At 70.4% G+C, this 25,151-nt stretch carries 23 protein-coding genes; 2 read left to right on the plus strand and 21 right to left on the minus strand.

What is annotated here, in order from left to right; translation table 11 throughout:
• Window positions 1–417: 417 nt before the first annotated feature.
• The 12 genes from CP982_RS09455 to CP982_RS09510 all read right to left on the minus strand — a co-directional run bounded on the left by CP982_RS09455 (window position 418) and on the right by CP982_RS09510 (window position 13,451).
• On the minus strand, window positions 418–3,225 hold the full coding sequence (locus CP982_RS09455) for a DEAD/DEAH box helicase (protein WP_229879027.1): 2,808 nt from the start codon (window positions 3,223–3,225) through the stop codon (window positions 418–420).
• Window positions 3,226–3,328: 103 nt separating this feature from the next.
• Window positions 3,329–4,219: a diacylglycerol kinase gene (locus tag CP982_RS09460; RefSeq protein ID WP_150510101.1), complete on the minus strand. Its 891-nt coding sequence runs from the start codon at window positions 4,217–4,219 to the stop codon at window positions 3,329–3,331.
• Window positions 4,220–4,319: 100 nt separating this feature from the next.
• Window positions 4,320–5,261 carry a twin-arginine translocase subunit TatC gene (gene tatC, locus CP982_RS09465; protein ID WP_483409922.1) on the minus strand — a complete coding sequence of 314 codons (942 nt, stop codon included), beginning with the start codon at window positions 5,259–5,261 and terminating at the stop codon, window positions 4,320–4,322.
• A gap of 50 nt (window positions 5,262–5,311) precedes the next feature.
• The gene (gene tatA / locus CP982_RS09470; RefSeq protein ID WP_144002497.1) at window positions 5,312–5,599 is read right to left on the minus strand and encodes a Sec-independent protein translocase subunit TatA; all 288 of its coding nucleotides are present in this window, start codon (window positions 5,597–5,599) and stop codon (window positions 5,312–5,314) included.
• Between the two features lie 268 nt (window positions 5,600–5,867).
• Complete coding sequence (locus CP982_RS09475) at window positions 5,868–6,065, minus strand: hypothetical protein (protein ID WP_150510102.1); 198 nt, start codon at window positions 6,063–6,065, stop codon at window positions 5,868–5,870.
• A 9-nt stretch (window positions 6,066–6,074) separates the two neighbouring features.
• Window positions 6,075–6,317 carry a phage terminase large subunit family protein gene (locus tag CP982_RS09480; RefSeq protein ID WP_225987050.1) on the minus strand — a complete coding sequence of 81 codons (243 nt, stop codon included), beginning with the start codon at window positions 6,315–6,317 and terminating at the stop codon, window positions 6,075–6,077.
• 550 nt (window positions 6,318–6,867) lie between these two features.
• Entirely contained in the window at window positions 6,868–7,905 is a 1,038-nt protein-coding gene (locus CP982_RS09485) for a helix-turn-helix transcriptional regulator (RefSeq protein WP_229879028.1), read from the minus strand.
• 17 nt (window positions 7,906–7,922) lie between these two features.
• Entirely contained in the window at window positions 7,923–8,948 is a 1,026-nt protein-coding gene (locus CP982_RS09490; protein ID WP_150510103.1) for a helix-turn-helix transcriptional regulator, read from the minus strand.
• A gap of 257 nt (window positions 8,949–9,205) precedes the next feature.
• Complete coding sequence (locus CP982_RS09495) at window positions 9,206–9,580, minus strand: FKBP-type peptidyl-prolyl cis-trans isomerase (protein ID WP_150510104.1); 375 nt, start codon at window positions 9,578–9,580, stop codon at window positions 9,206–9,208.
• A gap of 58 nt (window positions 9,581–9,638) precedes the next feature.
• The gene (locus tag CP982_RS09500; RefSeq protein WP_150510105.1) at window positions 9,639–10,631 is read right to left on the minus strand and encodes an FKBP-type peptidyl-prolyl cis-trans isomerase; all 993 of its coding nucleotides are present in this window, start codon (window positions 10,629–10,631) and stop codon (window positions 9,639–9,641) included.
• A gap of 174 nt (window positions 10,632–10,805) precedes the next feature.
• Window positions 10,806–12,167, minus strand: a complete 1,362-nt coding sequence (gene pafA / locus CP982_RS09505; protein ID WP_138958692.1) for a Pup--protein ligase — start codon at window positions 12,165–12,167, stop codon at window positions 10,806–10,808.
• 9 nt (window positions 12,168–12,176) lie between these two features.
• The gene (locus CP982_RS09510) at window positions 12,177–13,451 is read right to left on the minus strand and encodes an MFS transporter (RefSeq protein ID WP_150510106.1); all 1,275 of its coding nucleotides are present in this window, start codon (window positions 13,449–13,451) and stop codon (window positions 12,177–12,179) included.
• A gap of 142 nt (window positions 13,452–13,593) precedes the next feature.
• On the opposite strand from CP982_RS09510, the gene CP982_RS09515 reads away from it, so the two are divergent.
• Window positions 13,594–14,655, plus strand: a complete 1,062-nt coding sequence (locus CP982_RS09515; RefSeq protein ID WP_150510107.1) for a LacI family DNA-binding transcriptional regulator — start codon at window positions 13,594–13,596, stop codon at window positions 14,653–14,655.
• Between the two features lie 47 nt (window positions 14,656–14,702).
• On the opposite strand, the gene prcA is transcribed toward CP982_RS09515, so the two are convergent.
• The 6 genes from prcA to arc form a co-directional block, all read right to left on the minus strand.
• Complete coding sequence (prcA, locus tag CP982_RS09520) at window positions 14,703–15,482, minus strand: proteasome subunit alpha (RefSeq protein WP_150510108.1); 780 nt, start codon at window positions 15,480–15,482, stop codon at window positions 14,703–14,705.
• A 48-nt stretch (window positions 15,483–15,530) separates the two neighbouring features.
• Window positions 15,531–16,376: a proteasome subunit beta gene (gene prcB, locus CP982_RS09525; protein ID WP_150510109.1), complete on the minus strand. Its 846-nt coding sequence runs from the start codon at window positions 16,374–16,376 to the stop codon at window positions 15,531–15,533.
• Window positions 16,328–16,933, minus strand: a complete 606-nt coding sequence (locus tag CP982_RS09530) for an endonuclease domain-containing protein (RefSeq protein ID WP_150510110.1) — start codon at window positions 16,931–16,933, stop codon at window positions 16,328–16,330. Before CP982_RS09530 ends, prcB begins: the two co-directional genes overlap by 49 nt.
• 5 nt (window positions 16,934–16,938) lie before the next feature.
• Window positions 16,939–17,157, minus strand: coding sequence for a ubiquitin-like protein Pup (locus tag CP982_RS09535; protein WP_006350198.1), 219 nt, complete (start codon window positions 17,155–17,157; stop codon window positions 16,939–16,941).
• Between the two features lie 131 nt (window positions 17,158–17,288).
• Window positions 17,289–18,800 (minus strand): depupylase/deamidase Dop, encoded by a 1,512-nt coding sequence (gene dop / locus CP982_RS09540; protein WP_342355617.1) that lies wholly within the window; start codon window positions 18,798–18,800, stop codon window positions 17,289–17,291.
• Between the two features lie 259 nt (window positions 18,801–19,059).
• Window positions 19,060–20,826, minus strand: a complete 1,767-nt coding sequence (gene arc / locus CP982_RS09545; protein WP_150510111.1) for a proteasome ATPase — start codon at window positions 20,824–20,826, stop codon at window positions 19,060–19,062.
• Window positions 20,827–21,080: 254 nt separating this feature from the next.
• Between arc and CP982_RS09555 the strand changes: the two genes are divergently transcribed.
• The gene (locus tag CP982_RS09555; protein ID WP_150510112.1) at window positions 21,081–21,395 is read left to right on the plus strand and encodes a ferredoxin; all 315 of its coding nucleotides are present in this window, start codon (window positions 21,081–21,083) and stop codon (window positions 21,393–21,395) included.
• A gap of 130 nt (window positions 21,396–21,525) precedes the next feature.
• Here CP982_RS09555 and CP982_RS09560 read toward each other — a convergent pair whose 3' ends face one another.
• From CP982_RS09560 to CP982_RS09570, 3 genes are all read right to left on the minus strand, one after another.
• Window positions 21,526–22,110, minus strand: coding sequence for a hypothetical protein (locus CP982_RS09560; RefSeq protein ID WP_150510113.1), 585 nt, complete (start codon window positions 22,108–22,110; stop codon window positions 21,526–21,528).
• A gap of 216 nt (window positions 22,111–22,326) precedes the next feature.
• The gene (locus CP982_RS09565) at window positions 22,327–23,229 is read right to left on the minus strand and encodes a tRNA (adenine-N1)-methyltransferase (protein WP_030684343.1); all 903 of its coding nucleotides are present in this window, start codon (window positions 23,227–23,229) and stop codon (window positions 22,327–22,329) included.
• 56 nt (window positions 23,230–23,285) lie between these two features.
• Window positions 23,286–25,046: a site-2 protease family protein gene (locus tag CP982_RS09570; protein WP_150510114.1), complete on the minus strand. Its 1,761-nt coding sequence runs from the start codon at window positions 25,044–25,046 to the stop codon at window positions 23,286–23,288.
• Between the last annotated feature and the right edge of the window lie 105 nt (window positions 25,047–25,151).

The following is a 25,151-nucleotide window of genomic DNA, read 5'->3' on the forward strand; positions in this document are numbered from 1 at the left end:
TACGGGAAAGCGAAGTATCGAATATCCGACACAAAGCGCGAACAAGTGCGCGAATCTGTCACAACTCGTTCAACTCGCCGCGCTCCGGGCGAGCTTAGTCCGCTCGCATCACGCTGGAGTCATATTCGGCAACCCTCTGCGAGCGCCCGCCAACACGCCTACACTCAGCCCTATTTACACGTATCGCGATCATTCGAACGCGTGGAGTGACCCCTTCGAACGGTGGCGTGCGAGCACCACCGCCCCGCCCACGGCCGCGCCCCGGCCCCCTGTACGACCCCGGACCTCCCCCGCGTGTACGAGACCGGCGTCAACTCCCGGAGCCCACAACGGCCCCGGCCGGTACGCGAGTGGCCCCCGCCGAGTCACCCGGCGGGGGCCACACCTCACGAACCGTCCGCGCGGACGGCGCCGCGCTCAGCCGACGGAGCTGTACGCCACCACTCCGCGCAGCAGCTGGTCGACCGCCTTGCGCGCGTTCCTGGCGACGGTGCCGCCCTCGCCGGAGGCCGCCGCGGAGATCTGCCCCAGGACGTCGATGACCTGCTTGCACCAGCGCACGAAGTCACCGGCGGGCATCTCCGCCTCGCGCAGCACCTCGTCGAGGCCCTTGCCGCTCGCCCACATGTACGCCGCCCAGGCGAAGCCCAGGTCGGGCTCGCGCTGCCCGACGCCCTCGGTCTGGCTGATCCGGAACTCCTCCTCGAGCGCGTCGAGGCGGCCCCAGATGCGGACCGTCTCGCCGAGCGCGGCCTTGGCCTTGCCGGAGGGCAGCTTCGGCGCGAGCGCGTCGTCGCTGAGCCGCGCCTCGTACACCAACGCCGAGACGCACGCGGCCAGTTCGGCCGGGTCGAGGCCCTCCCAGACCCCGGCGCGCAGGCATTCGCTGGCGAGCAGGTCCAGCTCGCCGTACAGCCGGGCGAGGCGCTTGCCGTGCTCGGTGACGTCGTCGCCGCGCAGATAGTCCAGCTCGGTGAGGAGGGCGACGATGCGGTCGAAGGTGCGCGCGACGGTGTTCGTCCGGCCCTCGATGCGGCGCTCCAGCTGGTGCGTGTCGCGCTTGAGGCGGTGGTAGCGCTCGGCCCAGCGGGCGTGGTCCTCGCGCTCGTCGCAGCCGTGGCAGGGGTGGGCGCGCAACTCGGTGCGCAGCCGGGCGATCTCGCGGTCGTCGGCGGCGGCCGCGCGGCCCTTGCGGTGCCGCTCGGGCACGATGTGCCCGGCCTTGGTGCGCAGCGCCGAGGCCAGGTCGCGACGCGACTGCGGGGAGCGCGCGTTGAACGACTTGGGGATGCGCATCCGCTCCACGGCCTCCACCGGCACCGGGAAGTCCATCGCGGCGAGCCGCTTGACCTGCCGCTCGGCGGTGAGCACCAGGGGGCGCGGGCCGTCCTGGTGGTCGAAGCCGCGGTGCCCGTTGGCCCGCCCGGCGGGCAGGCCCGGGTCGAGGACCAGGGCGAGGCCCGCGTACTTGCCCGTCGGCACGTGGATCACGTCGCCCGGCTTGAGCTTCTCCAGGGCGGCCGCGGCCGCGGCCCTGCGCTGCACGGCGCCCTGCTTGGCCAGCTCGGTCTCGCGGTCCTTGAGGTCCCTGCGCAGTCGCGCGTACTCCTCGAAGTCGCCGAGGTGGCAGGTCATGGAGGCCTTGTAGCCCTCCAGGCCCTCCTCATTGCGCTGCACCTGGCGGGAGATGCCGACGACCGAGCGGTCCGCCTGGAACTGCGCGAAGGACGTCTCCAGGAGCTCGCGCGAGCGGTGGCGGCCGAACTGCGCGACCAGATTCACCGCCATGTTGTACGACGGCTTGAAGCTGGAGCGCAGCGGATAGGTGCGCGTGCCCGCGAGGCCCGCCAGGTGCTCGGGGCTCATGGCGCGCTGCCAGAGCACCACCGCGTGGCCCTCGACGTCGATGCCGCGGCGTCCGGCGCGGCCGGTCAGCTGGGTGTACTCGCCGGGGGTGATGTCGGCGTGCTGTTCGCCGTTCCACTTCACGAGCTTTTCCAGGACCACGCTGCGCGCGGGCATGTTGATGCCGAGGGCGAGGGTCTCCGTGGCGAAGACGGCCTTGACCAGGCCCCGGACGAACAGCTCCTCCACGACTTCCTTGAAGGTGGGCAGCATGCCCGCGTGGTGGGCGGCGATGCCGCGCTCCAGGCCCTCCAGCCACTCGTAGTACCCGAGGACGTGCAGGTCCTCGTTCGGAATGGAGGCCGTGCGCTCCTCGACCAGCTCGCGGACCGCCAGACGCGCGGCGTCGTCGTTGAGCCGCAGGCCCGCGTACAGGCACTGCTGGACGGCGGCCTCGCAGCCGGCGCGGCTGAAGATGAAGGTGATGGCGGGCAGCAGGCCCTCGGCGTCGAGCCGCTCGATGACTTCGGGGCGCGAGGGCGTCCAGATCCGGGAGCGCTGGCGGCGCTCGCGCTCGCGGTCGGCCTCGCGGACCATCTTGCCCTTGCGGCGCTCGCGCGGGTTGTACCCCCGGCTGGCCTCCATGCGGGCCATGCGGGTCAGATCGGGGTTGACCGTCTTGCGGCGGCCCTCCTCCTCGAACAGGTCGTACATCCGCCGTCCGGCGAGGACGTGCTGGAACAGCGGCACCGGCCGGTGCTCGGAGACGATCACTTCGGTGTCGCCCCGGACCGTGTCGAGCCAGTCGCCGAACTCCTCGGCGTTCGACACCGTGGCCGAGAGGGAGACCAGGGTGACCGACTCCGGCAGGTGGATGATCACTTCCTCCCAGACGGCGCCCCGGAAGCGGTCCGAGAGGTAGTGCACCTCGTCCATGACGACATAGCCGAGGCCGAGCAACGACTGCGAGCCCGCATACAGCATGTTCCGCAGGACCTCGGTGGTCATGACGACCACCGGCGCCTCGGAGTTGACGCTGTTGTCACCGGTGAGCAGGCCGACCTGGTCCGCGCCGTAGCGCTTGGCGAGATCGGCGTACTTCTGGTTGGAGAGCGCCTTGATCGGCGTGGTGTAGAAGCACTTCTTGCCCTGCAGCAGGGCGAGGTGCACGGCGAACTCGCCGACGATCGTCTTGCCGGAGCCCGTGGGCGCGGCGACCAGCACGCCCTTGCCCGCTTCGAGCGCCTGGCAGGCCTCGATCTGGAAGGGGTCGAGGCCGAATTCGTACATCGCGCGGAAGGACGCGAGCGCGGTGGCCTGCTCGGCAGCGCGCTGCCGCGCTGCCGCATATCGCTCGGCCGGTGAGAGGTCCTCTGTCATCGTGCTTTCGAGCCTACCGGCCACCGCCGACATCGGACGATCATTATCGGGGGCGGCATGGAATCCCCAGGTCAGAGGGGTCGGCTCCCGGTCGGACGCCGGGTCAGGGCGCGAGCACGCGGACGGCCGCGGGGACGCACCGCGCCGTCAGGGGCAGCGCCCCGAGCCGCTCCCCGTCGGCGTACCCGGTGACGTCCGCGGCGGCGAGCTCGACCTTCGCGGCGCGGTGCACGGTGACCTTGGGGTGGTCCAGGTGCGTGCCCTTGTAGACGCGCGGGAAGACCGTCAGGAGCGTGCCGCGGCCGCAGGCGCCGACGACCGTGATGTCGAAGAGGCCGTCGCTCATGTCGGCCCCGGCGCAGATCCGCATCCCGCCGCCGTACGAGGAGCCGTTGCCGACCGCGACCAGCGTGGCCTCGATCTCGCGCACCGCGCCGCCGTCCAGCGTGAGGCGGTACGGGATGGGCTTGAAGGCGGCGAGTTCGGCGACCATCGCCAGGTCGTACTTGAAGCGTCCGGTGGGCCGGCGCATGCGGTTGCCGCGGTCGTTGACCCGCGAGTCGAAGCCGGAGGCGAGCACCGTGCCGAACCAGGTCTCCCCCACCCGGCCGAGGTCGACGTCCCGCACCCGGGCGCCCTTGAGCGCGTCGGCGACCAGCGCGCCCGCGGCCGCGGGCGCGCGCACGGGCAGGCCGAGGGCGCGCGCGAAGTCGTTGCCGGTGCCCACGGCGATCACCCCGAGGGGGGTGCGGGTCCCGGCCACGGCCTGGAGGGCGAGGTTCGCCATGCCGTCGCCGCCGACGGCTATCAGCGCCCCGGTGCCGCCGTCGACGGCGGCGCGGGCCCGGCGCAGCGCGTCCCCGGCGTCCTCGCCGATGACGGTGCGCACGGAGAACCCGGACGCGCGCAGCGCCGCGGCGGCGGGCTGGGCGGCGTGCGCGCCGCGGCCGCGGCCCGCGGTGGGATTCACGAAGAGGGTGATCTCGCTGGTCACGGGGCGGACCCTACACAGCGAGCCGCCCGCCAACCAGAAGGGGCCGGACGCGATGGGCGTCCGGCCCCTGTACTCCGGTGCGCTCCCGGTGGCGCTTGGGTCAGGTGACGTCGTCGTAGCCGTTGTACTTCGACGAGCGGCCGCTGTCGCCGTTCACCTGCTCCGGTACGGCCTTGGCCGCGGGGACGGGCTCGATGTCGTCCACGCGCTGCGGCGTGAGGTCGAGGTCGGAGGCCTCGTCGTCGTCCAGCTCCGCGTCCGGGTCGGCGCGGCGGCGGCGCTTGTCGTTGAGGACGGAGAACCCGACGGCCAGGAAGTACAGGACCACGATGGGGCCCGCGAGGGCGATCATGCCGAACGGGTCGGTGGTCGGGGTCGCCACGGCGCCGAAGATGAACACGCCCATCACGACACCGCGCCACCAGGTGAGCATGCGGCGTCCGGTGACGATGCCCGTCATGTTCAACATGACGAGCAGCAGTGGCAGTTCGAAGGAGACACCGAAGACCAGGACCATCCGGACGCTGAAGTCCAGGATCTTGTCCATCGGCAGGATGTTCTCCGAGCCGTCCGGAGTGATGCTCAGCAGCACCCGCATGCTGATGGGCATGATCTCGTACGCCAGCCAGGCGCCGCCGAAGAACAGCGGCACGGCGGCGGCGACGAAGGCATAGGTGTACTTGCGCTCGTGCTTGTGCAGGCCGGGCGCGACAAAGGCCCAGAGCTGGTACAGCCAGACCGGGCTGGCCACCACGACACCGACCATGAGGGACACCTTCACCGTGGTGGTGAACGGTGAGAGCAGGTCCATGTACGCGACCTTGGCGCAGACACCGCCGGTGGTGGGCTTTCCGTCCTCGCAGCGCGGCACCGGGTCGGAGAGGAACTCCATGAGTTCCTCGCTGTAGAACGCGGCGACGATCGACACGACGACGATCGCCAGCATTCCCTTCGCGAGCCGGTTGCGGAGCTCACGCAAATGGTCCGCGAGAGGCATCCGCCCCTCGGGGTCCCTCTCCTTCTTGCGGGCAGACTTGAGCAACCCACGTCCTCATCTCGTGCGGCAGGCCGACCGTCGGGGCCGGCCTTGGGTCAGCGCTTCGTCGTGTGGTCGGTCGGCTCGGCGACCGGACGGGAGCTGCTCACATCGCCGGGAGCGGCCTGGATGGTGCGCTGCTGCGGAGTGGAGTTGTCGGCGGGCGGGTCGGCCGGGGCGGCCTCGTCCTGCTTGCCGTCCGACTTCATCGCCTTGGCCTCGCTCTTGAGGATGCGCGCCGACTTGCCGAGGGACCGGGCCATGTCCGGGAGCTTCTTCGCACCGAAGAGCAGGACCAGGATGACGAGGATCAGGATGATCTCGGTGGGGCCGAGCCTACCCATAGCTGTCTACCTTCTTCACCGAGGCGTCAGATTTCGGGACCGGCTGTCGGACAGTCGTCCGACCACCGGGCTTGGCAGCGATCGTAACCCCCTGGAGTAAACGCGGGGCAATCCCCGTGCATACTCCCAGTTGCGGCCCGCGCCTCACATTTCGGACCACTTCAGCAGCGTACCCGGAGGGTCGGGGCAGGCGGCAGGCCGCATGGCGATGGACAACGGCCACCTCGGCAAGTCGCCCCGCGGTCCCGGAGCCGACGCCTCCACGCGCTCAGCCGACGTCCCGGCTCGCCTTGGCCACACCGGCCGCCGCCCGCTCCAGGTCCTCGGCCGCACGGTTGATCCGCCGTGTGGTCTCGGTCACTTGGCGCCCGAGCCGCTGGGCCTCCACGAAGACCTTGATCGCGAACACACCCAGAACGGCGAGACCGCAGAATCCCACGGCCACCGCCAGCATCGCCCAGAACATGCGTCGAGCCTAGACGGTCGAGTGCAGGCGCAGCGTCCGTACCCCGCCGCCGGTGAGGAGCTCGACGATGCGCTCCCCCGCGGGCTTGCGCACGGCGGTGCCGCACTCGGGACAGGTGAAGGAGTAGAAGGTGGTGCGGCGGCTGGCACCGATCGCCAACCGCAGCGCGCCCGCCGCCAGTTCGAAACGCGCGCGGCAGTCGGGGCAGGCGGCCTTGAAGAGGACGGCCACCGGGCGGGGCGTAAGGGGCATCAGTGACATACTGCGCAAGTCTCCTCGGCTCTGTTCTCCGCGCTCTCCGCACTCCACCGCGCGGGTTCCCACGCACCACCACGCGGGCGCCGCCGCCTCACCCCGGTCGGCCGCGGCCCCGTCCCGCGTCGCGCCCCGCCGTCGTGCCTCGGCACACGGTCGCACCCCGGCCCGCGCCACCGCTTCGGCGCACGGTCGTGCCCCGGCGCACGGCCACGGCCGGGCACGCGGTCGCACACGGCAGAGGGGTCGCGTCGGGCCCCGTGGTCGCGCCCCGGCCGGAACTGGTCCGATGACCCACGGTCAGGCCGGGGCGCGAACCCGCCCGACGACACACGGTCACGCCCTGCCGAGAACGGAACGCACCCCGCGCCCGCGCCGCCGGCCACCGCTCCCGGGACCGCCGCGCACCCGCGTCGGCCGGCACCGCTCCCCCGCACCCGGCCCCGGCCGCCGTCCACCGCCGTCCGCGCCCTCAGGGCACCCCGGCTACGGACGCCGGCCAGCGGACGCTCCGCCCCCGTGCGCCCTGTCACCGTGCCGCGCGCCCTCACGCCCCACGCTCACCCGTCGCGCCGGGACCCGGCGCGAGCGGCGCACGCCCGTCCCGCTCGTCCCCGTACGGCAGCTCGTCGTACGCGGCCAGCGCCTCCCGGGCGGCCTGCCGGGCGCTGTCCGCCAAGTCCTGCGGCGAGACGATCCGGCCGTCGCCGCCCAGGCGCAGCGCGAGGCGGCGCAGCGAGGCGGGCTCCGGGGTGCGCAGCGTGATCCGCAGCCCCCCGTCGGGCAGCTCCTCCGCGCTGTCGTGCGGGTAGTACTCCGCGACCCAGCGACCGCCCGGACCGACCTCCACGACCACCTCGGGGTCCTCGGCGGCGGGCTGCACCAGCGCCTCCGACAGGTCCCGCAGCTCGATCTCGGGCGGCGCGGACGGCTCGTCCAGGACCTTGATCTCGGCGACCCGGTCGAGGCGGAAGGTGCGCCGCGCCTCGGAGCGGCGGCACCACGCCTCCACATACGTGTGGCCCACGCTCACCAGGCGGATCGGGTCGATCTCGCGCTCGGTCAGCTCGTCGCGCGCGGGCGAGTAGTAGCGGATCCACAGCCTGCGCCGCTCCGAGATCGCCCGGTCCACATCGGCGAAGACACCGCCCTCGGACTCGAAGGTCACCGACAGGCGCGAGCTGGCACCGGCCGCCTCACCGGCCGCCGCCTCCAGCTTCGCGGTGGCCCGCAGCAGCGCGAGCCGGTCGCCCTCGCGCAGCCCCGGCAGGGTCGCCACCGCGCGCGCCGCCACCAGCAGCGCCGTCGCCTCGTCGGCGGCGAGCCGCAGCGGCTCCGCGGCGTCCGCCCCGAGCGCGTCCGGATTGTGCCACCAGATGCGGTCGCCGTCCGTGTCGATGTCGAGCAGATCACCCCCGCGGAAGCTCGTCCCGCACAGCGGCAGCACGTCCAGGTCGGAGATCAGCTCGTCCTGACTGATGCCGAAGGCCCGCGCGACATCCGCGACGCGCGCCCCGGGGCGCTCGCGCAGATACGTCACCAGGGACAACATCCGCCGGGTCTGGTCGATGGCGTTCGCGGCCATTGCTCGCTCTCGTCCCCTCAGCCCTTGGCCACGGCACGCAGCCGGTCCATCACATCGGCCCGCAGCTCGGCGGGCTCGAGCACCACCACGTCGGGCCCGAACTCCACCAGCCAGGCATCGAGCCCGTGCCCGTACGGAATCTCCAGCTCGTCCCAGCCGCCGTCCAGCTCCCGCACGCCGACGGCCCGCGCGCGCAGCGGATAGCCCGCTCCCTTGCGCAGCCGGATCAGCGCGGTGCGGTCCGCCTTCTCACCCGCCCAGCTCGCCACGGTCTCCCGCACCGTCACCACGTCGGGCACCTCGGCCCGGAACTTGCCCGCCCGCGAGCGGACCTTGCCCGTGATGCGGGACAGCCGGAAGACCCGCTCGTCCTCGCGGTCCCGGTCCCAGCCCGCCAGATACCAGTGGCCGCGCCAGCACTCCAGCGCCCACGGCTCGACATGCCGCTGCTCGGGCCGGGCCGCGGTCGCCTTGCGGTAGTCGAAGACGACGGGCCTGCGGTCACGGCAGGCCAGCATCAGGGGCTCGAACGCGGCCTCGTGCACGGGGATGCGCGGTTCGAGGGCGCCGTGCGCCTCGTAGGGGTCCACGCCCTCGGGCAGACCCGCCGCCCGCAGCTTGTGCAGCGCCCCGCTCGCGGCACCGGCCAGCCTCGCCTGCTGCCACACCTTCGCGGCGAGGCCGAGCGCCGCCGCCTCCTCGGCGTCGAGCGTGATCGGCGGCAGCCGGTTGCTGTCCCGGCGGGCCAGATAGCCCGTCTCGCCGTCCAGGTTCTCCACCGTCTCGATGACGAGGCCCAGCTCCCGCAGATCGTCCTTGTCGCGCTCGAACATGCGGTTGAAGGACTCCTCGGCCGCCGACGCCGCGGCACCCGGCCCACCGGCCGCCGCCCGGCCCGGCCCGAAGGGCATGCCTCTGCCCGGCCCGAAGGCCTCGACATACGCCTCGATCGACTCCCGAAGCTCACGCTTGCTGAGCGGACGCCTCGTCCCGAGCAGACACAGCGCCAGACTCATCAGCCGCTCGGCCTTGGCAATGGCCATCGACGCCCTTTCTCGGCCCTGCTCCCCGGTGGGCGACCGCCCGCCGCCACCAGGTGCCCCACTCACCAGTGCTTCCGAACGATGACCGTACCGCTACGGCGTGTCGTGGCAAAAGCCGAGGGCACAGCGTACGCCCCCGGCGGGGATCCGCCGAGGCCGCCGCCGGCAGACGGGAGGGCCCGCGCCGGCACCGGCACAGGCCCTCCACGGACACATCCGGCCGGACGGCGAGAACCGCCGCGGCCGGGTCAGCCGTCTCAGACGGACACGAGGTCGCAGACGAAGATCAGCGTCTCGCCCGGGGCGATGCGGCCGCCACCGGCACCGCGGTCGCCGTACGCCAGGTGCGCCGGGATGGTCAGCTCGCGACGGCCGCCGACCTTCATGCCCTGCACGCCCTGGTCCCAGCCCGCGATGACCTGACCGGCACCGAGCTGGAACTCCAGCGGGTTGCCGCGGTTCCAGGACGCGTCGAACTCCTCACCGGTGGAGAAGGACACGCCCACATAGTGGACCTTGACGAAGTCGCCCGCCTTGGCCTCGGCGCCGTCGCCCTCCCAGAGGTCCTTGATCTGCAGCTCGGAGGGGGCCTCACCGACGGGGAAGTCGATCTCGGGCTTGTCGATGTTCACGAAAAACTCCTGCTTATGTGCGTTATGGGCAACCGGGACAGTCTCGCATCCCGCGACCTCACATCTTGGCGAGGATGTCCACCGAGAAGACCAGCGTGGAGTCCTTCTTGATGGGGCTGCCCTGCGGCGGCTTGTCCGCGTACCCGTCCTTCGGCGGCACGACGACCAGGACGCGGCTGCCGACCTTCTTGCCGGTCAGACCCTGGCGCCAGCCCGGGATGACCTGAGCGAGCTGGAACTGCGCGAGCTGACCGCTCTTGTACGAGGAGTCGAACTCCTTGCCGTCCGCCCACAGCACGCCCTTGTACTGGCACAGGAGCGTGTCGCTCTCCTTGACCACGTCGCCGTCGCCCTCGATGACGTACGTCGCCACGACCTTCTTGGGGGCGTCCGTCTTCGGCACGTCGACCTTGGGGGCCTTGCCGTCGGTGTTCGTCCCCACCTTCGGCAGGTCCTTGTTGTCCTGCGCGACGCCGTCGCCCTTGGCGGAGCTCTTCGGGCCGTACGTGTTCACGATGTCGACGACGAACACCAGGGTGTCCGTGCCCTTGATACCCGCCTGCTTGTTGCCCTCCTTGCCGTACCCGAGGACCGGGGGGATGGCGAGCTCGACGCGGCTGTCGACCTTCTTGCCGACCAGGCCCTGGTCCCAGCCCGGGATGACCTGACCGACGCCGATCGGGAAGATCGTGGGCGCCTTGCGGTCGTAGGAGTTGTCGAAGACCTTCGCGGTGTCCCAGATCTGGCCCAGATAGTGGGCCTGGAGATAGTCGCCCTTGGCGACCTCGACGCCCTTGCCTGCGATGATCGTCTTCACCGCGAGGTCGGAGGACGGCTTGCCGGAACCCTTGGCCACCGTCGGCTTCTCGCCGAACTTCGTGCCCTTCGTGATCTCGGGCACAGGGCCGTCGACGATCTTGCCCTTGGGAGGCGTGGAATTCGTCGGGGAGCTGCTGTCCTTGGACTTGGCCTTGTCGGACTTGTCGTCACCACATCCGGCCAGGGTCAGCAGGCCGGCCGGAACGGCCAGGAGGAGTGAGCGTCGGCGCACGGTGGGGGCCTCGTATCGTTCGATCTTGTCAGTTGGCGTGCGCGCAACTCTACGCAGTGAGAAGGGCGCCGCACGAGGAACGTACGGCGCCCCGCGTTGCGTTCCCGCCACGCACTGACGTCTCACCGGCCCCGAGGACCGGCCGAACGGCGGCGGGCCGGGCCCGCCGCTCCCTCACATCCCGGCGATCAGCTTCTCCACCCGGTCGTCCACCGAACGGAACGGGTCCTTGCACAACACCGTGCGCTGCGCCTGGTCGTTCAGCTTCAGATGCACCCAGTCCACCGTGAAGTCCCGGCGCTGCTCCTGGGCCCGACGGATGAAGTCACCGCGCAGCCGCGCCCGGGTCGTCTGCGGCGGCACCGACTTGCCCTCGAAGATCTTCAAGTCGTTGCAGATCCGCGCGGCTTGCCCCTTCCGCTCAAGCAGGTAGTACAGGCCGCGACGGCGGTGGATGTCGTGGTACGCGAGGTCTATCTGCGCGACCCTCGGGTGCGACATCGTCATGTTGTTCTTCGCCCGGTACCGCTCGATGAGCTTGTACTTCATCACCCAGTCGATCTCCGTGGCGATGCGGTCCAGGTCCTCGGACTCGATCGAGTCGAGCGTGCGCCCCCACAGCTCCAGGACCCGCTCGACCGTGCCCGTGCGGATGCCGCGGCGCTCGACGAAGTCGACCGCCTTCTCGTAGTACTCCCGCTGGACCTCGAGGGCCGAGGCCTCCCGGCCGCTGGCGAGGCGCACCTTGCGGCGGCCCGTCGTGTCGTGGCTGACCTCACGGATCGCCCGGATCGGGTTCTCCAGCGTCAGATCCCGCATCACCGTGCCCGCCTCGATCATGCGGAGCACCAGATCGGTCGCGCCGACCTTCAGGAGCATCGTCGTCTCGGACATGTTCGAGTCGCCGACGATCACGTGCAGACGGCGGTAGCGCTCGGCGTCCGCGTGCGGCTCGTCACGCGTGTTGATGATGGGCCGGGAGCGCGTCGTCGCCGACGACACACCCTCCCAGATGTGCTCCGCCCGCTGACTCACGCAGTAGACGGCGCCCCGCGGCGTCTGGAGCACCTTGCCCGCACCGCACAGCAGTTGCCGGGTGACGAGGAACGGAATGAGGATGTCCGCGAGCCGCGAGAACTCACCATGGCGTGCCACGAGATAGTTCTCATGGCAACCATATGAGTTTCCCGCCGAGTCGGTGTTGTTCTTGAACAGATAGACGTCGCCCGCGATTCCCTCCTCGTGCAGGCGGCGCTCGGCGTCGACGAGCAGGCCTTCCAGAATGCGCTCGCCGGCCTTGTCGTGGGTGACCAGCTCGGTCACGTTGTCACACTCGGGTGTTGCGTATTCCGGGTGTGAGCCCACGTCCAGATACAGGCGGGCGCCGTTCCGCAGAAAGACGTTGCTGCTGCGGCCCCATGACACAACACGGCGGAAGAGGTAGCGCGCCACTTCGTCAGGCGACAGACGGCGCTGTCCCCTGAACGTGCACGTGACACCGTACTCGTTCTCCAGCCCGAAAATGCGGCGGTCCATGCCAGAACATTACGCCCGATGCCCCGCACTGAAACCGGGTTCGACAGTACCGTTTCGATCAGTTTCCGAAGAGCCCACACCTGTGTCGGCCGCGACGACCACACCCGCACCACTCACCGCGAGCACCCTCCTGGTGCACAACAACACCACCACCGCCGCCACCCCGGCGAGGCCCGGCACCGCGAACCCCCACTCCGCACCGCCCCGCTCGACCACCGGCCCACCGGCAGCCGTACCCACCGCCGTCCCCACCGTGAACGTCGTCACCAGCCACGAGAACGCCTCCGTGACCGTGCCCCGCGGAGCGTGCCGGTCCACCACGATGAACGCACACGCGAGCGCCGGTGCCAGGAACACCCCCGCCAGCGACGTCAGCACCACCATCCCCACCGCGCCCGGCGTGAGCACCAGCGGCAGATAGAAGACCGCGAGCAACGCCACCAACACCACGAGACGCCGCTCCGGCACACCGCTCCACTGCCGCGCCCCGTAGACCACACCGCCGAGCAGCGCACCGAGGCCAAGGCCCGCCATCATCCAGCCGTACACCGCGTCGCCACCGTGCCCGTCCGCGTAGCTGACACCCGCCACCGTGATCGCCCCCAGCGCCGTCCCCACGCACAGGAACGCCCCGAGCAGCGCGAGCAGCCCCGGCGAGCGCAGGGCACCGAGCCAATGCGCCTCCCGGGGCGCCGAGCGCCAGGCGCGCGAAGGCCGCGACACCACCACCGAAAGCGCACCGAGCACCCCGATGGCGTTCACCACCAGGAGCGCCGCCTGCGCCGACCACAGCGACACGATGCCCGTCACCAGGAGCGGCCCGACCGTGAACATCACCTCCTGCGCCACCGCGTCCATCGCGTACGCCGTGTGGACCTGCTCCTCCTTGCCGAGCACATCCGACCACAGCGCCCGCAGACCGCCCTCCAGAGGCGGTGTGAACACACCGGCGATCACCATCGCCAGATACGCGGCGACCGGCACGTCCGGCCCGGTGACCGCGAAGAGCGCCATGCCGAGCGCCGACGCCACCGCCGCCGGAAGCATCACCCTCGGCTGTCCGTACAGATCCACAAGACGCCCGAGGAGCGGCTGCCCCACCGCCGTCGCCACCCCGTACACCGCCGCGAGCGCACCCGCCAGGCTGTACGTCCCGCCCTCCGCGCGCACGAAGAGGACGATGGCGATCGCCGCCGTCGCATTGGGCAGGCGGCCCACAAGCGTGCCCGCGAGCAGCCGCGTCGCGTACCGCGCACGCAGGATCTCGCCGTAACCGGAAGCCATCAGTGAGCTCTCCTCGCCCGCCCGTGCGCCACAGCGCCCCAAGTGTTACGTATAACGTCGCGCGTCATACGTACCATGAGCGCTGATCCCCGTCCACCAAGCACCCCGCCCACAGCGGCGACCACCCCACCAGGAGACGTCCGTGGCCACGCCCCCGCACGACACCACGGCCCCCCGCCCCACCAGCCGCGACGTCGCCCGCGCCGCCGGCGTCTCCCAGGCCACCGTCTCCCTCGTCCTCGGCGACAAATGGCACGGCCGCGTCGCCGAGCGCACCGCCGAACGCGTCCGCACCACCGCCCGCGAACTCGGCTACCGCCCCAACCTCGCCGCCCGCAACCTCCGCCTCGGCCGCACCCGCACCGCCCTCCTCGTCGTCCCCGCCCTCACCAACGAGTTCTTCGCCCGCTTGCACACCGGCGCCGCCCGCGTCGCCGCCCGCCACGGCTTCAGCGTCGTCCTCTACCCCTCCCCCGACAGCGTCGGCCCCAGCGGAGCCCCCACCCAGGCCTCCCGCGTCAGCGACCCCTTCGACTCCGCCCGCGCCGCCCTCGACGGCGTCCTCGCCTCCTCCATGGCCTCCGACGCCCTCGCCACCCTCCGCGGCGACGCCCTCCCCCTCGTCATGCTCGACAGCGACCCCGCCGACAGCCTCGGCGCCGCCACCGTCAACCTCGACATCGCCGACGGCACCCGCCAGGCAGCCGAACACCTCCTCGACCTCGGCCACCGCGACCTGCTCCACCTCACCGCCGACATCGACTCCTGGACCTTCGACGTACGCCGCCGCACCCTCGCCACCACCCTCCACGGCACCGGCGCACGACACCGCACCGTCAAGGCCGACCTCACCGTCGACGACGCCCGCACCGCCACCGAAGCCGCGCTCACCGCACCCGGCCCCCGCCCCACCGCCCTCATCTGCGACGACGACGTCCTCGCCGCGGGCGCCTGCAAGGCCGCACGCCGCCTCGGCCTGCACGTCCCCGACGACCTCAGCATCACCGGCTTCGACGACCTCACCCTCGCCACCGCCGTCGAACCCGAACTCACCACCGTCCGCCTGCCCGCCGAGGACTTCGGCGAACAAGCCATGACCACCCTCCTCGACGTCCTCGCCGGACGCACCCCCCAGCCCGCACCCCTGCCCGTCCAGCTCATCGTCCGCGGCTCCACAGCACAGAGCCCCGCACCCCGGCGCTGACGCACCGGAGCACGGGGCTCTGCACGGACCCTCGGCCCGCTCCCGGACTACTCCTGGGACGAACCGCCCTCGGAACCCTCACCCGACTCGGCATCGGCCTCCGCGTCCGAAGACGACCCCGCCGCACCCTCCGCACCGAGCAACCGCTCCAGCTGACGGCCCACGATCCGCTTGAACTTGCGCTGCTGCGGCCGCGTCCGGTCCAGAACCGCCACTTCGAGACGCTCCGCCGGAATCTCCCGCTCACTGCCGTTCGTATCCCGTGACAGCGACTGCACCGCCAGCTTCAGCGCCTCCGCGAGCGTCATCCCGTCCCGATGCCGCTGGTCCAGGAAGGTGCTGATCTGCTCCGCATTGCCCCCCACCGCGACCGAGCCGTGCTCGTCCACGATCGAGCCGTCGTGCGGCAGCCGGTAGATCTGGTCCCCGTCCGGAGTCGTACCGACCTCCGCGACGACCAGCTCCACCTCATACGGCTTCTCCGCGTTGGAGGAGAAAATCGTGCCCAACGTCTGCGCGTACACGTTCGCCAGACCACGGGCCGTCACATCGTCACGGTCGTACGTATACCCCCGCAGATCCGCGTAGCGGACACCGCCAATACGAAGGTTCTCGTACTCGTTGTACTTACCAGCCGCCGCGAAACCGATCCGGTCATAGATCTCGCTGAACTTGTGCAGCGCACGGGACGGGTTCTCACCGACGAACACAATGCCGTCGGCGTACTGCAGCACAACCAGACTGCGACCGCGAGCGATGCCCTTGCGGGCATACTCCGCCCGGTCGGCCATGGCCTGCTGGGGTGAGACATAGAACGGCGTCGACACCGGCTATCCGTCCCTTTCTGTCAAAACTTCACAACAACAACGGAGTACTCAGAGCAGCGCGGCGCGAGGACCGTCCGGCTGCTCAAGACGCCGCTCCAGGATCGAGCGCGCGATCGCGGAGGACTCCTCCTCCGTCAGCCTCCGGAAGCCGTCCTCGGAGATCACCGTCACGATGGGATAGATCCGACGCGCCACATCCGGACCGCCGGTCGCGGAATCGTCGTCCGCCGCGTCGTACAGCGCCTGCACGACCAGCGTCGTCGCCTGCTCCTCCGTCAGGTCCTCGCGGTACAGCTTCTTCATGGAGCCGCGCGCGAACACCGAACCCGAACCCGTCGCCGCGAAGCCGTGCTCCTCGCTGCGGCCACCCGTCACGTCGTACGAGAAGATCCGGCCCCGCTCGCGGTCCACGTCATACCCCGCGAACAACGGGACCACGGCCAGGCCCTGCATCGCCATGCCCAGATTGCTCCGGATCATGGTCGACAGGCGGTTCGCCTTGCCCTCGAGGGAGAGCTGGGCGCCCTCGACCTTCTCGAAGTGCTCGAGCTCCAGCTGGAACAGCTTGACCATCTCCACGGCAAGACCGGCCGTACCGGCGATGCCCACCGCCGAGTACTCGTCGGCCGGAAACACCTTCTCGATGTCCCGCTGGGCGATGACGTTCCCCATCGTCGCGCGCCGGTCACCGGCCAGCACCACGCCGCCCGGGAACGTCGTCGCGACGATGGTCGTGCCGTGCGGCGCCTCGATCACGCCCTGCGTCGGCGGCAACGTCCGCTTGCCCGGGAGCAGTTCCGGCTGGTGCACGGAGAGGAAGTCCACGAAGGACGAGGACCCAGGCGTCAGGAAGGCAGCCGGTAGACGCCCGGTGCTACGAGTGTTGGCTTCCACGGGTTTCCTTCCAAGTAGCTGATGGCCCGACGGAGAGCGTCAGGATCATCTCCCAACTTGCCGATGGCCGAATTGCAGTTGAAGCACAGTACGCCACGGACCTTACCCGTCTCGTGACAGTGATCCACGTGCGCGGGCGGAGCCTTGAGACAGATCACGCAGAGCCCCTTCTGCGCGGCGATCATCTCGTCCCGGTCTTCCATGGTGAGCCCGTACTTGCGCTTGAAGTAGCCGTGCTGATTCCGCTCGGCCCGGCACGGCTTGCAATAGCTGGCGTGGCCATCCGACGACGTGGAGTTCAGTTCCCACTCGGAGTGAGGCTTCACTTCCTCGCACTGAGGACAGCGCTTGTGCCCGTCCGGCACGTCCGCCTTCTCCCGGACCGCCTTGCCTTCGGCCTCTCTGCGCCTGCGGTAGCGCGCGGCGCCGTATTCCGCCACGCACTCCCGACAACGCACCTGGAGACCGTCACGCCGATTCTTGTCCCGGGCGAATGAAGCGAGGGGCAATGTTCGCTGGCATCCCGAGCATTGCTTCCCCACCCCAGAATCGGACATTGAGGTCATTCTCCGCCTTTTTGCACAAATGACCTCACGAAATCCTCTGCGTTCTCCTCGAGTACATCGTCAATTTCGTCAAGTACCGAGTCGACGTCGTCGCTCAGCTTCTCCTGGCGTTCCTTGAGGTCCTCGGATGCCTGCGCGTCCTGGGTCTGCTCCTCGACCTCCTCGGTGGAGCGCGTCGCCTTCTGCTGTCCGCCGCCGGTGTCCTTGGTCGCCATCTACCTCACCCCGCTCGGTTAGACGTTCTTGATCAGACCCTACAATCCGGGTCCGACATCGGCCCCGCACTTGATGCAACGTGCGGGGCCCACCTCTGTGATTCCCCGGCCGTCGCGCTTTCAGCCGCGCTTCAGCCTCCGGAGAGCACGCGGACCAGATCTTCCGCCGTGCGGCACCGGTCGAGCAGCTCCTTCACGTGATTACGCGTTCCGCGAAGGGGCTCCAGGGTCGGGACCCGCTGGAGGGAGTCCCGGCCGGGAAGGTCGAAGATCACCGAGTCCCAGGAGGCGGCCGCTACGTCGTCGGCGTACTGCTCCAGGCAGCGGCCGCGGAAGTAGGCGCGGGTGTCCTCGGGGGGCTTGGTGCGGGCCCGCTCGACGGCGGGCTCGTCCAGGAGTCGCTTCATCTTGCCGCGGGCCACGAGGCGGTTGTAGAGGCCCTTCTCGGGGCGCACGTCGGCGTACTGGAGGTCGACCAGGTGCAGCCGGGCGGCGTCCCAGTCGAGGCCGTCGCGGCGGCGGTAGCCCTCCATGAGTTCTCGCTTGGCGACCCAGTCGAGCTCTCCGGAGAGGCTCATGGGGTCGTGCTCCAGGCGGTTGAGGACGTCCTCCCAGCGGGTCAGGACGTCCTTGGTCTGCTCGTCGGCGTCGGCTCCGTAGCGCTCTTCGACGTACTTCCGGGCGAGCTCGAAGTACTCCATCTGGAGTTGTACGGCCGTCAGAGTGCGGCCGCTACGGAGAGTGATCAGGCGCTGGAGGGACGGGTCGTGCGAGATCTGGTGGAGGGTGCGGACGGGCTGGTCGACGGCGAGGTCCACGGCGATGAAGCTGTCCTCGATCATGGCGAGGACGAGGGACGTGGTGCCGAGCTTCAGATAGGTGGAGATCTCGGAGAGGTTGGCGTCGCCGATGATCACGTGCAGGCGGCGGTACTTCTCGGCGTCGGCGTGGGGCTCGTCGCGGGTGTTGATGATGGGCCGCTTGAGGGTGGTCTCCAGGCCGACCTCGACCTCGAAGTAGTCGGCGCGCTGGCTGAGCTGGAAGCCGTGCTCGTGGCCGTCCTGGCCGATGCCGACGCGCCCGGCGCCGGTGACGACCTGGCGGGATACGAAGAAGGGCGTGAGGTGGCGCACGATGTCCGAGAAGGGGGTCTCCCGCTTCATCAGGTAGTTCTCGTGCGTGCCGTAGGAGGCGCCCTTGTTGTCGGTGTTGTTCTTGTAGAGGTGGATCGGCTGGGCGCCGGGGAGCTGGGCGGCGCGCTCGGCGGCCTCGGCCATGATGCGCTCGCCGGCCTTGTCCCAGAGGACGGCGTCGCGGGGGTTGGTGACCTCGGGCGCGCTGTATTCGGGGTGTGCGTGGTCGACGTAGAGGCGGGCCCCGTTGGTGAGGATGACGTTGGCGAGGCCGATGTCCTCGTCGGTGAGCTGGCTGGCGTCGGCGGCTTCGCGGGCGAGGTCGAAGCCCCGTGCGTCCCGCAGCGGGTTCTCCTCCTCGAAGTCCCAGCGGGCGCGTCGCGCCCGGTGCATCGCCGCGGCGTAGGCGTTGACGATCTGGGACGAGGTGAGCATGGCATTGGCGTTGGGGTGGCCGGGGACGGAGATTCCGTACTCCGTCTCGATGCCCATTACTCGCCGTACGGTCATGCGGCCCTCCTTGCCCGGCGGCGCCCTCGGTCGGGGGCGCAGCTCAAGTACCGCTGGTGCTCCGGTGCGTGTGCGGTGCCCGTCCCCGCACTGCGCGACTCGGCGGTAGGAAAGAGCCTAGAACGCCTCTGCGCTGGTGGGGAGATCATTTTCTGCTTTGCTCTCGCTGGGTTGCGGACGCGGCCGCGAGGTGTCCGCGAGCGGCGGAAAACAGTCGGCTGCGGGTACCCGTGGAGGGCACCCGCAGCCGCCCTATTTCCTACAGGTACTGACCGGTGTTGGCCACCGTGTCGATGGAGCGTCCGGTGTCGGCGCCCTGCTTTCCGGTGACGAGCGTACGGATGTATACGATCCGCTCGCCCTTCTTTCCGGAGATACGGGCCCAGTCGTCCGGGTTGGTGGTGTTGGGCAGGTCCTCGTTCTCCTTGAACTCGTCGATGCAAGCCTGGAGGAGGTGAGCGACCCTGAGGCCCTTTTGGTTCTGTTCGAGGAAGGCCTTGATGGCCATCTTCTTGGCGCGGCCGACGATGTTTTCGATCATGGCGCCGGAGTTGAAGTCCTTGAAGTAGAGGACTTCCTTGTCGCCGTTGGCATAGGTGACTTCGAGGAAGCGGTTCTCCTCGGATTCGGCGTACATCTGCTCGACGACGGACTGGATCATGGCGTGGACCGTGGCGCTCTTGTCGCTGCCGTGCTCGGCGAGGTCGTCGCCGTGCAGCGGGAGGCGCTCGGTGAGGTACTTGGCGAAGATGTCCTTGGCCGCCTCGGCGTCCGGGCGCTCGATCTTGATCTTCACATCGAGGCGTCCGGGGCGCAGGATGGCGGGGTCGATCATGTCCTCGCGGTTGGAGGCGCCGATGACGATGACGTTCTCCAGGCCTTCCACGCCGTCGATCTCGGCGAGCAGCTGCGGGACGATGGTGTTCTCCACGTCCGAGCTGACGCCGCTGCCGCGGGTGCGGAAGAGGGATTCCATCTCGTCGAAGAAGACGATGACGGGGGTGCCTTCGCTCGCCTTCTCGCGGGCTCGCTGGAAGACCAGGCGGATGTGGCGCTCGGTCTCGCCGACGTACTTGTTGAGGAGCTCGGGTCCCTTGATGTTGAGGAAGTAGCTCTTTCCGGTCGGCTGACCGGTGACCTCTGCGACCTTCTTGGCAAGGGAGTTGGCGACGGCCTTGGCGATGAGCGTCTTGCCGCAGCCGGGAGGGCCGTAGAGCAGGACGCCCTTGGGGGGCCTGAGTTCGTGCTCCTTGAAGAGGTCGGGGTAGAGGTAGGGGAGCTCGACGGCGTCGCGGATCATCTCGATCTGGCCGCCGAGGCCGCCGATCTTGTCGTAGCTGATGTCCGGGACTTCTTCGAGGACCAGTTCCTCTACTTCGCTCTTCGGTACGACCTCGTAGACGTAGCCGGAGCGGGGTTCGAGCAGGAGGGCGTCTCCGGGGCGGATGGTGACGTCCAGGAGCGGCTCGGCGAGCCTGACCACCCGCTCTTCGTCGGTGTGCCCGAGCACGAGGGCCCGTTCGCCGTCCTCGAGGATCTCCTTGAGGGTGACGATGTCTCCGACGCGCTCGTATTCCATGGCCTCGACCACGTTGAGCGCTTCGTTGAGCATGACTTCCTGGCCGCGCCTGAGCTCGTCGAGGTCGACGCTTGGGCTGACGTTCACGCGGAGTTTGCGACCGCCGGTGAAGATGTCGGCGGTGCCGTCCTCATTCGCCGTGAGGAAGACTCCGAAGCCTGCCGGGGGCTGTGCGAGCCGGTCGACTTCCTCCTTGAGGGCCACGATCTGGTCGCGGGCCTCGCGGAGCGTGTTCGCGAGCCGTTCGTTCTGTGCCGATACGCCGGCCAGGTTGGTCTGCAGCTCGACGATCCGCTCTTCGAGAATCCTCGTGTGCCGCGGAGAGTCGGCGAGCTTGCGTCGCAGGACGGCGATTTCCTGCTCGAGATAGGCAACCTGACCGGCAGGGTCTTCAGACCCTCGCCCCGGCCGGATGCCGCGGTTGATGTCGTCGTCGTGGGCTGCCACGGTCCTCACCTCCTCCAAGGGGAGCTGGACGCTTCCTGACCCTACCTGGGTGGGTGCTGATTGAAACCCCTAGATCACAAAGACGGTGGGGGTGTGTCCGATCTTCACCCTTGCGCTCTCCCTCACGCCAGGGGAATACCCACCGAACAACATCGGAAAGCTGCCGGTTGTAGGGTCGAACTGTTCAACACCCGTCAGGGGTGGCCGGACTTGCTGCAAAGTCGGCCGGGTCTGGCGCAGTTTCGGCAGGAGAGATGACCGTGGGGCAGGATGCTCGGACCGTGGGTGAGGGGCAGGACTCCCTCGAGGTCTGGATCGATCAGGATCTGTGTACGGGGGACGGGATCTGCGCCCAGTACGCGCCTGAGGTCTTCGAGCTGGACATTGACGGTCTGGCGTATGTGAAGGATGCGGACGACGAGCTGTTGCAGGCTCCTGGGGCGTCGACGCCGGTTCCGCTTCCGCTGTTGCGGGACGTGGTGGACTCGGCGAAGGAGTGCCCCGGGGACTGTATTCACGTACGTCGGGTTTCGGACAAGGTCGAGGTCTATGGGCCCGACGCAGAGTGACCGAATAGCTTCGCTGTGTTAGCGACCACGTGTCACCTGGGCCCGTATCCGCCGTGTGAGGCGGATGCGGGCCCTCTTTGGTGTCGCCGGGTTTCGCCGGGCGGGACGGGTGGTGCCCGGGCCCGGGCCGTTACACGCTGCGCGCCTCGCCGCTTGTCGAGCGGGTGAACGCGCCGTTCTTCCATCGCCACTTGGTCGCGTCGCGCCGGTCGGGGCAGCAGCGGGGCACGTCGGGCGAGGAGTAGCCGAGGAGCGTGGCGGAGACGGTGGTGCCGCGCACGCGCAGGTCCTGGGCGGTGACGCGGTCCTTGGGGTCGACGAGGGTGGCCACGATGCGTGGGGTGCCCTGGCGGGACCGGGTGAGGACGTAGACGCCGTCGGGCGGGGTGCCGGAGCCGGCCCGGCAGTGGACGGCGGCGACCGCTTCGGGGCGGCCGTCGCCGTCGAGGTCGCCGGAGGCCTTCTGGGCCACGACGGGCTTGGCGGTGCCGCAGTTCAGCGGGTAGTCGATGGTCGCCGGGTCCGGTGCGGGGGCGGCGGCCTTGGATTCCGTTTCGGTGCGCGTCTGGGCGGCGGTGGCCGGGTCCGGCTGCAGGAAGGCGGAGGCCGCGACGACGGCGGCGAGGGCGGCCGCGGTGGCGACCCAGTGGATGGGGCGCGTGGCCCACGGCTGGTTCACCGCGTGAGCCAGTTCCGGGACGGCGGGGTGCTGCACGAGGAGTTTCTCCTGTGAGGGCTGTGCCGGTGGAGGTGGGATGGCCAGCATCGTGTCACACCTCACAGGGGTGCGGAACACCGGGGTACGGCCTGGTGGCGGGGGCCCAACAGGACGGCGCCGCCGCCGAGTTCCCGTGCTACTTCGGGAACTCGGCGGCGGCGCCGGTGCGTTGGAGACGGCGGGTGTGGCCGCCGTGGTGCCGGGCCGTTCGCGTCAGCGGGGGTTGCCGCCGTCGGCGTTCGGGCCGGTGTAGTCGTCGCCGTAGGCGCCCTTGGCGGGGCGGCGGCGGCGCATGGGCGGCTCGACGCCGTCCGCGAGGCGGCGGGCGGTGAGCAGGAAGCCGGTGTGCCCGATCATGCGGTGGTCGGGGCGGACGGCCAGGCCCTCGATGTGCCAGTTGCGGATCATCGATTCCCACGCGGTCGGCTCGTTGAAGCCGCCGAGCTCGCGGATGGACTCGACGGTGCGGGCCAGCTGCGTGGTCGTGGCGACGTACGCGCACAGGATGCCGCCGGGGACGAGCGCCTTGGAGACGGCCTCCAGGCACTCCCAGGGGGCGAGCATGTCGAGGATGACGCGGTCGACCTCGGTGTCGGACAGGTTGTCCTGGAGGTCGCCGACGGTGAGCTGCCAGGCGGGGTGGGGGCCGCCGAAGTAGCGCTCCACGTTCTGCTGGGCGATCTCGGCGAAGTCCTCGCGGCGCTCGTAGGAGTGCAGCATGCCCTGGTCGCCGATGGCGCGCAGCAGGAAGGCGCTGAGCGAGCCCGAGCCCACACCGGCCTCGACGACGCGGGCGCCGGGGAAGATGTCGGCGAAGGCCAGGATCTGCCCCGCGTCCTTGGGGTAGACCACGGCGGCGCCGCGGGGCATGGACAGGACGTAGTCGGGGAGCAGGGGGCGCAGCGCGAGGTACGCGACGTTCCCCGTGGTGCGGACAACACTGCCCTCGGGCGCGCCGATCAGCTCGTCGTGCGGGAAGGAACCCTTGTGGGTGTGGAAATTCTTCCCGGCTTCGAGCGTGAACGTGTAGTGGCGTCCCTTGGGGTCGGTGAGCTGGACCTGGTCCCCGACCTTGAAGGGCCCGCGACGGCGGGCGGCACCGGTCGGTTCGGACATGTGACCAGCCTACCGGCCGTGGCGAGTGCCGCCGACCACCGGCGGGGCGTGGTGTCTCAGGTCGGCCGGGCCATGGCCTTGACGAAGGCGCGCTCGACGTCGGCCGCGGACAGGACGCCGTAGATCTCGCCGGAGGGCTCGACGACGAGGTACTCGGTGGCGGGGGTGGCGCGGAGGCGGTCGAGGAGTTCCTCGCCCGCGAGGTCGGCGGGTACGCGCATGCCTTCGGTGATGTCCTGGGCGAGGCCGCTGACGGTGACCCAGGGGCGGCGGTGCTCGGGCACGCCGACGATGGCGGCCTCGCGGACGACGGCGAGCGGGTCGCCGTCGGTGTCGACGACGACGAGGGCGCGGGCCCCGGCGGCGTTGGCGCGGCGCAGTGCCTCGGACAGCGGGGTGTCGGTCTCGACGGGGACGGCCCGGCGGGTCAGTGCGCGGGCGCGCAGCTCGGGGAGGTGCTCGCGGAGGCGGGCCATGCGCAGGCTGTTGCCCGCGCCGGTCCAGATGATGGCGGCGAGGATCGCGGCGAGCAGGGCGTCGGTGACAGTGTCCATGCCGCCGAGGTCCTGGGCGTCGCCGCCGAGCGCGCCGGACTGGTTGAGGACGGGCAGGCCGACGAGGACGGAGATGGCGAGGGCGCGGCCGACCCAGGCGGCGGCGACGGTGCCGCTCATCGGCCTGCCGGTGATCTTCCAGACGACGGCCCTGAGCATGCGGCCGCCGTCCAGGGGCAGGCCGGGCAGCAGGTTGAAGACGGCGACGATGAGGTTGGAGATCATCAGGCCGGCGAGCAGGACGCCGGGCACGGTGTCGGGTTCGACGGCGCGCATGGCGACGTAGAAGACGCCCGCGAGGACGAGGGAGAGCAGGGGGCCGACGAAGGCGAGGACGAACTCGCGGCCGGGGGTCTCGGACTCCTTCTCGATCTCGCTGACGCCGCCGAAGAACTGGAGCTGGATGCGGCGCACCGGCAGCTTGAAGCGGAGGGCGGCGACGGTGTGGGCGAGTTCGTGCACGAGCACGGAGGCGTAGAAGGCGACGGCGAAGAACAGCGAGACCAGGTAGCGGGCGCCGCCGAGCTCGGGCAGGACGCGGTCGAGCTGGTCGCCGAAGACCCAGGTGATGAGGGCGGCGACGAGGAACCAGCTGGGTGCCACGTACACGGGCACGCCGAAGGGGCGGCCCATGAGGAGGCCGCCGCCGGGGTTCTTGGGCTGTTCCTTGGCCGGGTCGGCGCCGGTGCGGCCGGAGCTCGCTGCGGGGCGCGGCTTGGAGGTGTCCACGCGGGGGCGGTCCTCGGTCCGCACGGGCTCCGGGGCGGTCGCCGTCCGGGGCTCGGGCGGGGCCGCTCCAGGGGGTGCGGGGTCGGGCTCTCGGCTGTGCGCCGGTTCCGGGGCGGCAGTCGCAGCTTCCGGGGCGGGCGCCGCCCCTGGCTCGGAAGGAGTCGTCACGGCCTCGGGGGCGGCGGGCTCGTAGGCCTCGGGCTCGGAGCCCTGCGCCGGTTCCGGGGCGGGGGGCGCGGGCTTCGCGGGCTGCGGGGGCGTCGGCTTCGCGGGGTCCGTGAGGTCCGTGGGTGTGCGGTCCGTCGGGGGTTCCGTGGGTGTGCCGTCCGTCGAGGGACTTGAGGGTCCGTCGTTGGTGTGCGCGGGCTCCGGAGCCCTGGCGTCCGGCGTGCGTTCCGGGGGTCCGGCCGTGGGGCCCGGTGTCGGCTCGGGGCCGGGACCGTCCGCTTCCGGGCGTGCCGGATGGGCGCCCGCCGGATCGCGCTCGGGCGTGCTGTCGGACTGCGGCCTGCCGCTCCCGCCGCTTTCGTCCACGGTGTCCCCTCGTTCGAAGCGTCCCCCGCTCCTGCCGTGGGCGCGGGTACACGCTCGATCATGCAGGGCGAGAGGGTCTGTCGTCGATGGTATGCGGCCGTTGTC

The sequence above is a fragment of the Streptomyces spectabilis genome, assembly GCF_008704795.1.
Taxonomy (GTDB): Bacteria; Actinomycetota; Actinomycetes; order Streptomycetales; family Streptomycetaceae; genus Streptomyces; species Streptomyces spectabilis.

Coding starts and splice junctions, on each gene's coding strand:
- CP982_RS09565 (WP_030684343.1), bottom strand. CDS start 23,229: ATGTCCGAACCGACCGGTGCCGCCCGCCGTCGCGGGCCCTTCAAGGTC.
- CP982_RS09480 (WP_225987050.1), bottom strand. CDS start 6,317: ATGCCCCTTACGCCCCGCCCGGTGGCCGTCCTCTTCAAGGCCGCCTGC.
- dop (WP_342355617.1), bottom strand. CDS start 18,800: ATGACCGTACGGCGAGTAATGGGCATCGAGACGGAGTACGGAATCTCC.
- CP982_RS09510 (WP_150510106.1), bottom strand. CDS start 13,451: ATGGCTTCCGGTTACGGCGAGATCCTGCGTGCGCGGTACGCGACGCGG.
- CP982_RS09490 (WP_150510103.1), bottom strand. CDS start 8,948: ATGGCCATTGCCAAGGCCGAGCGGCTGATGAGTCTGGCGCTGTGTCTG.
- CP982_RS09530 (WP_150510110.1), bottom strand. CDS start 16,933: ATGTCCGATTCTGGGGTGGGGAAGCAATGCTCGGGATGCCAGCGAACA.
- CP982_RS09535 (WP_006350198.1), bottom strand. CDS start 17,157: ATGGCGACCAAGGACACCGGCGGCGGACAGCAGAAGGCGACGCGCTCC.
- CP982_RS09475 (WP_150510102.1), bottom strand. CDS start 6,065: ATGTTCTGGGCGATGCTGGCGGTGGCCGTGGGATTCTGCGGTCTCGCC.
- CP982_RS09455 (WP_229879027.1), bottom strand. CDS start 3,225: ATGACAGAGGACCTCTCACCGGCCGAGCGATATGCGGCAGCGCGGCAG.
- pafA (WP_138958692.1), bottom strand. CDS start 12,167: ATGGACCGCCGCATTTTCGGGCTGGAGAACGAGTACGGTGTCACGTGC.
- CP982_RS09485 (WP_229879028.1), bottom strand. CDS start 7,905: ATGGCCGCGAACGCCATCGACCAGACCCGGCGGATGTTGTCCCTGGTG.
- tatA (WP_144002497.1), bottom strand. CDS start 5,599: ATGGGTAGGCTCGGCCCCACCGAGATCATCCTGATCCTCGTCATCCTG.
- CP982_RS09555 (WP_150510112.1), top strand. CDS start 21,081: ATGACCGTGGGGCAGGATGCTCGGACCGTGGGTGAGGGGCAGGACTCC.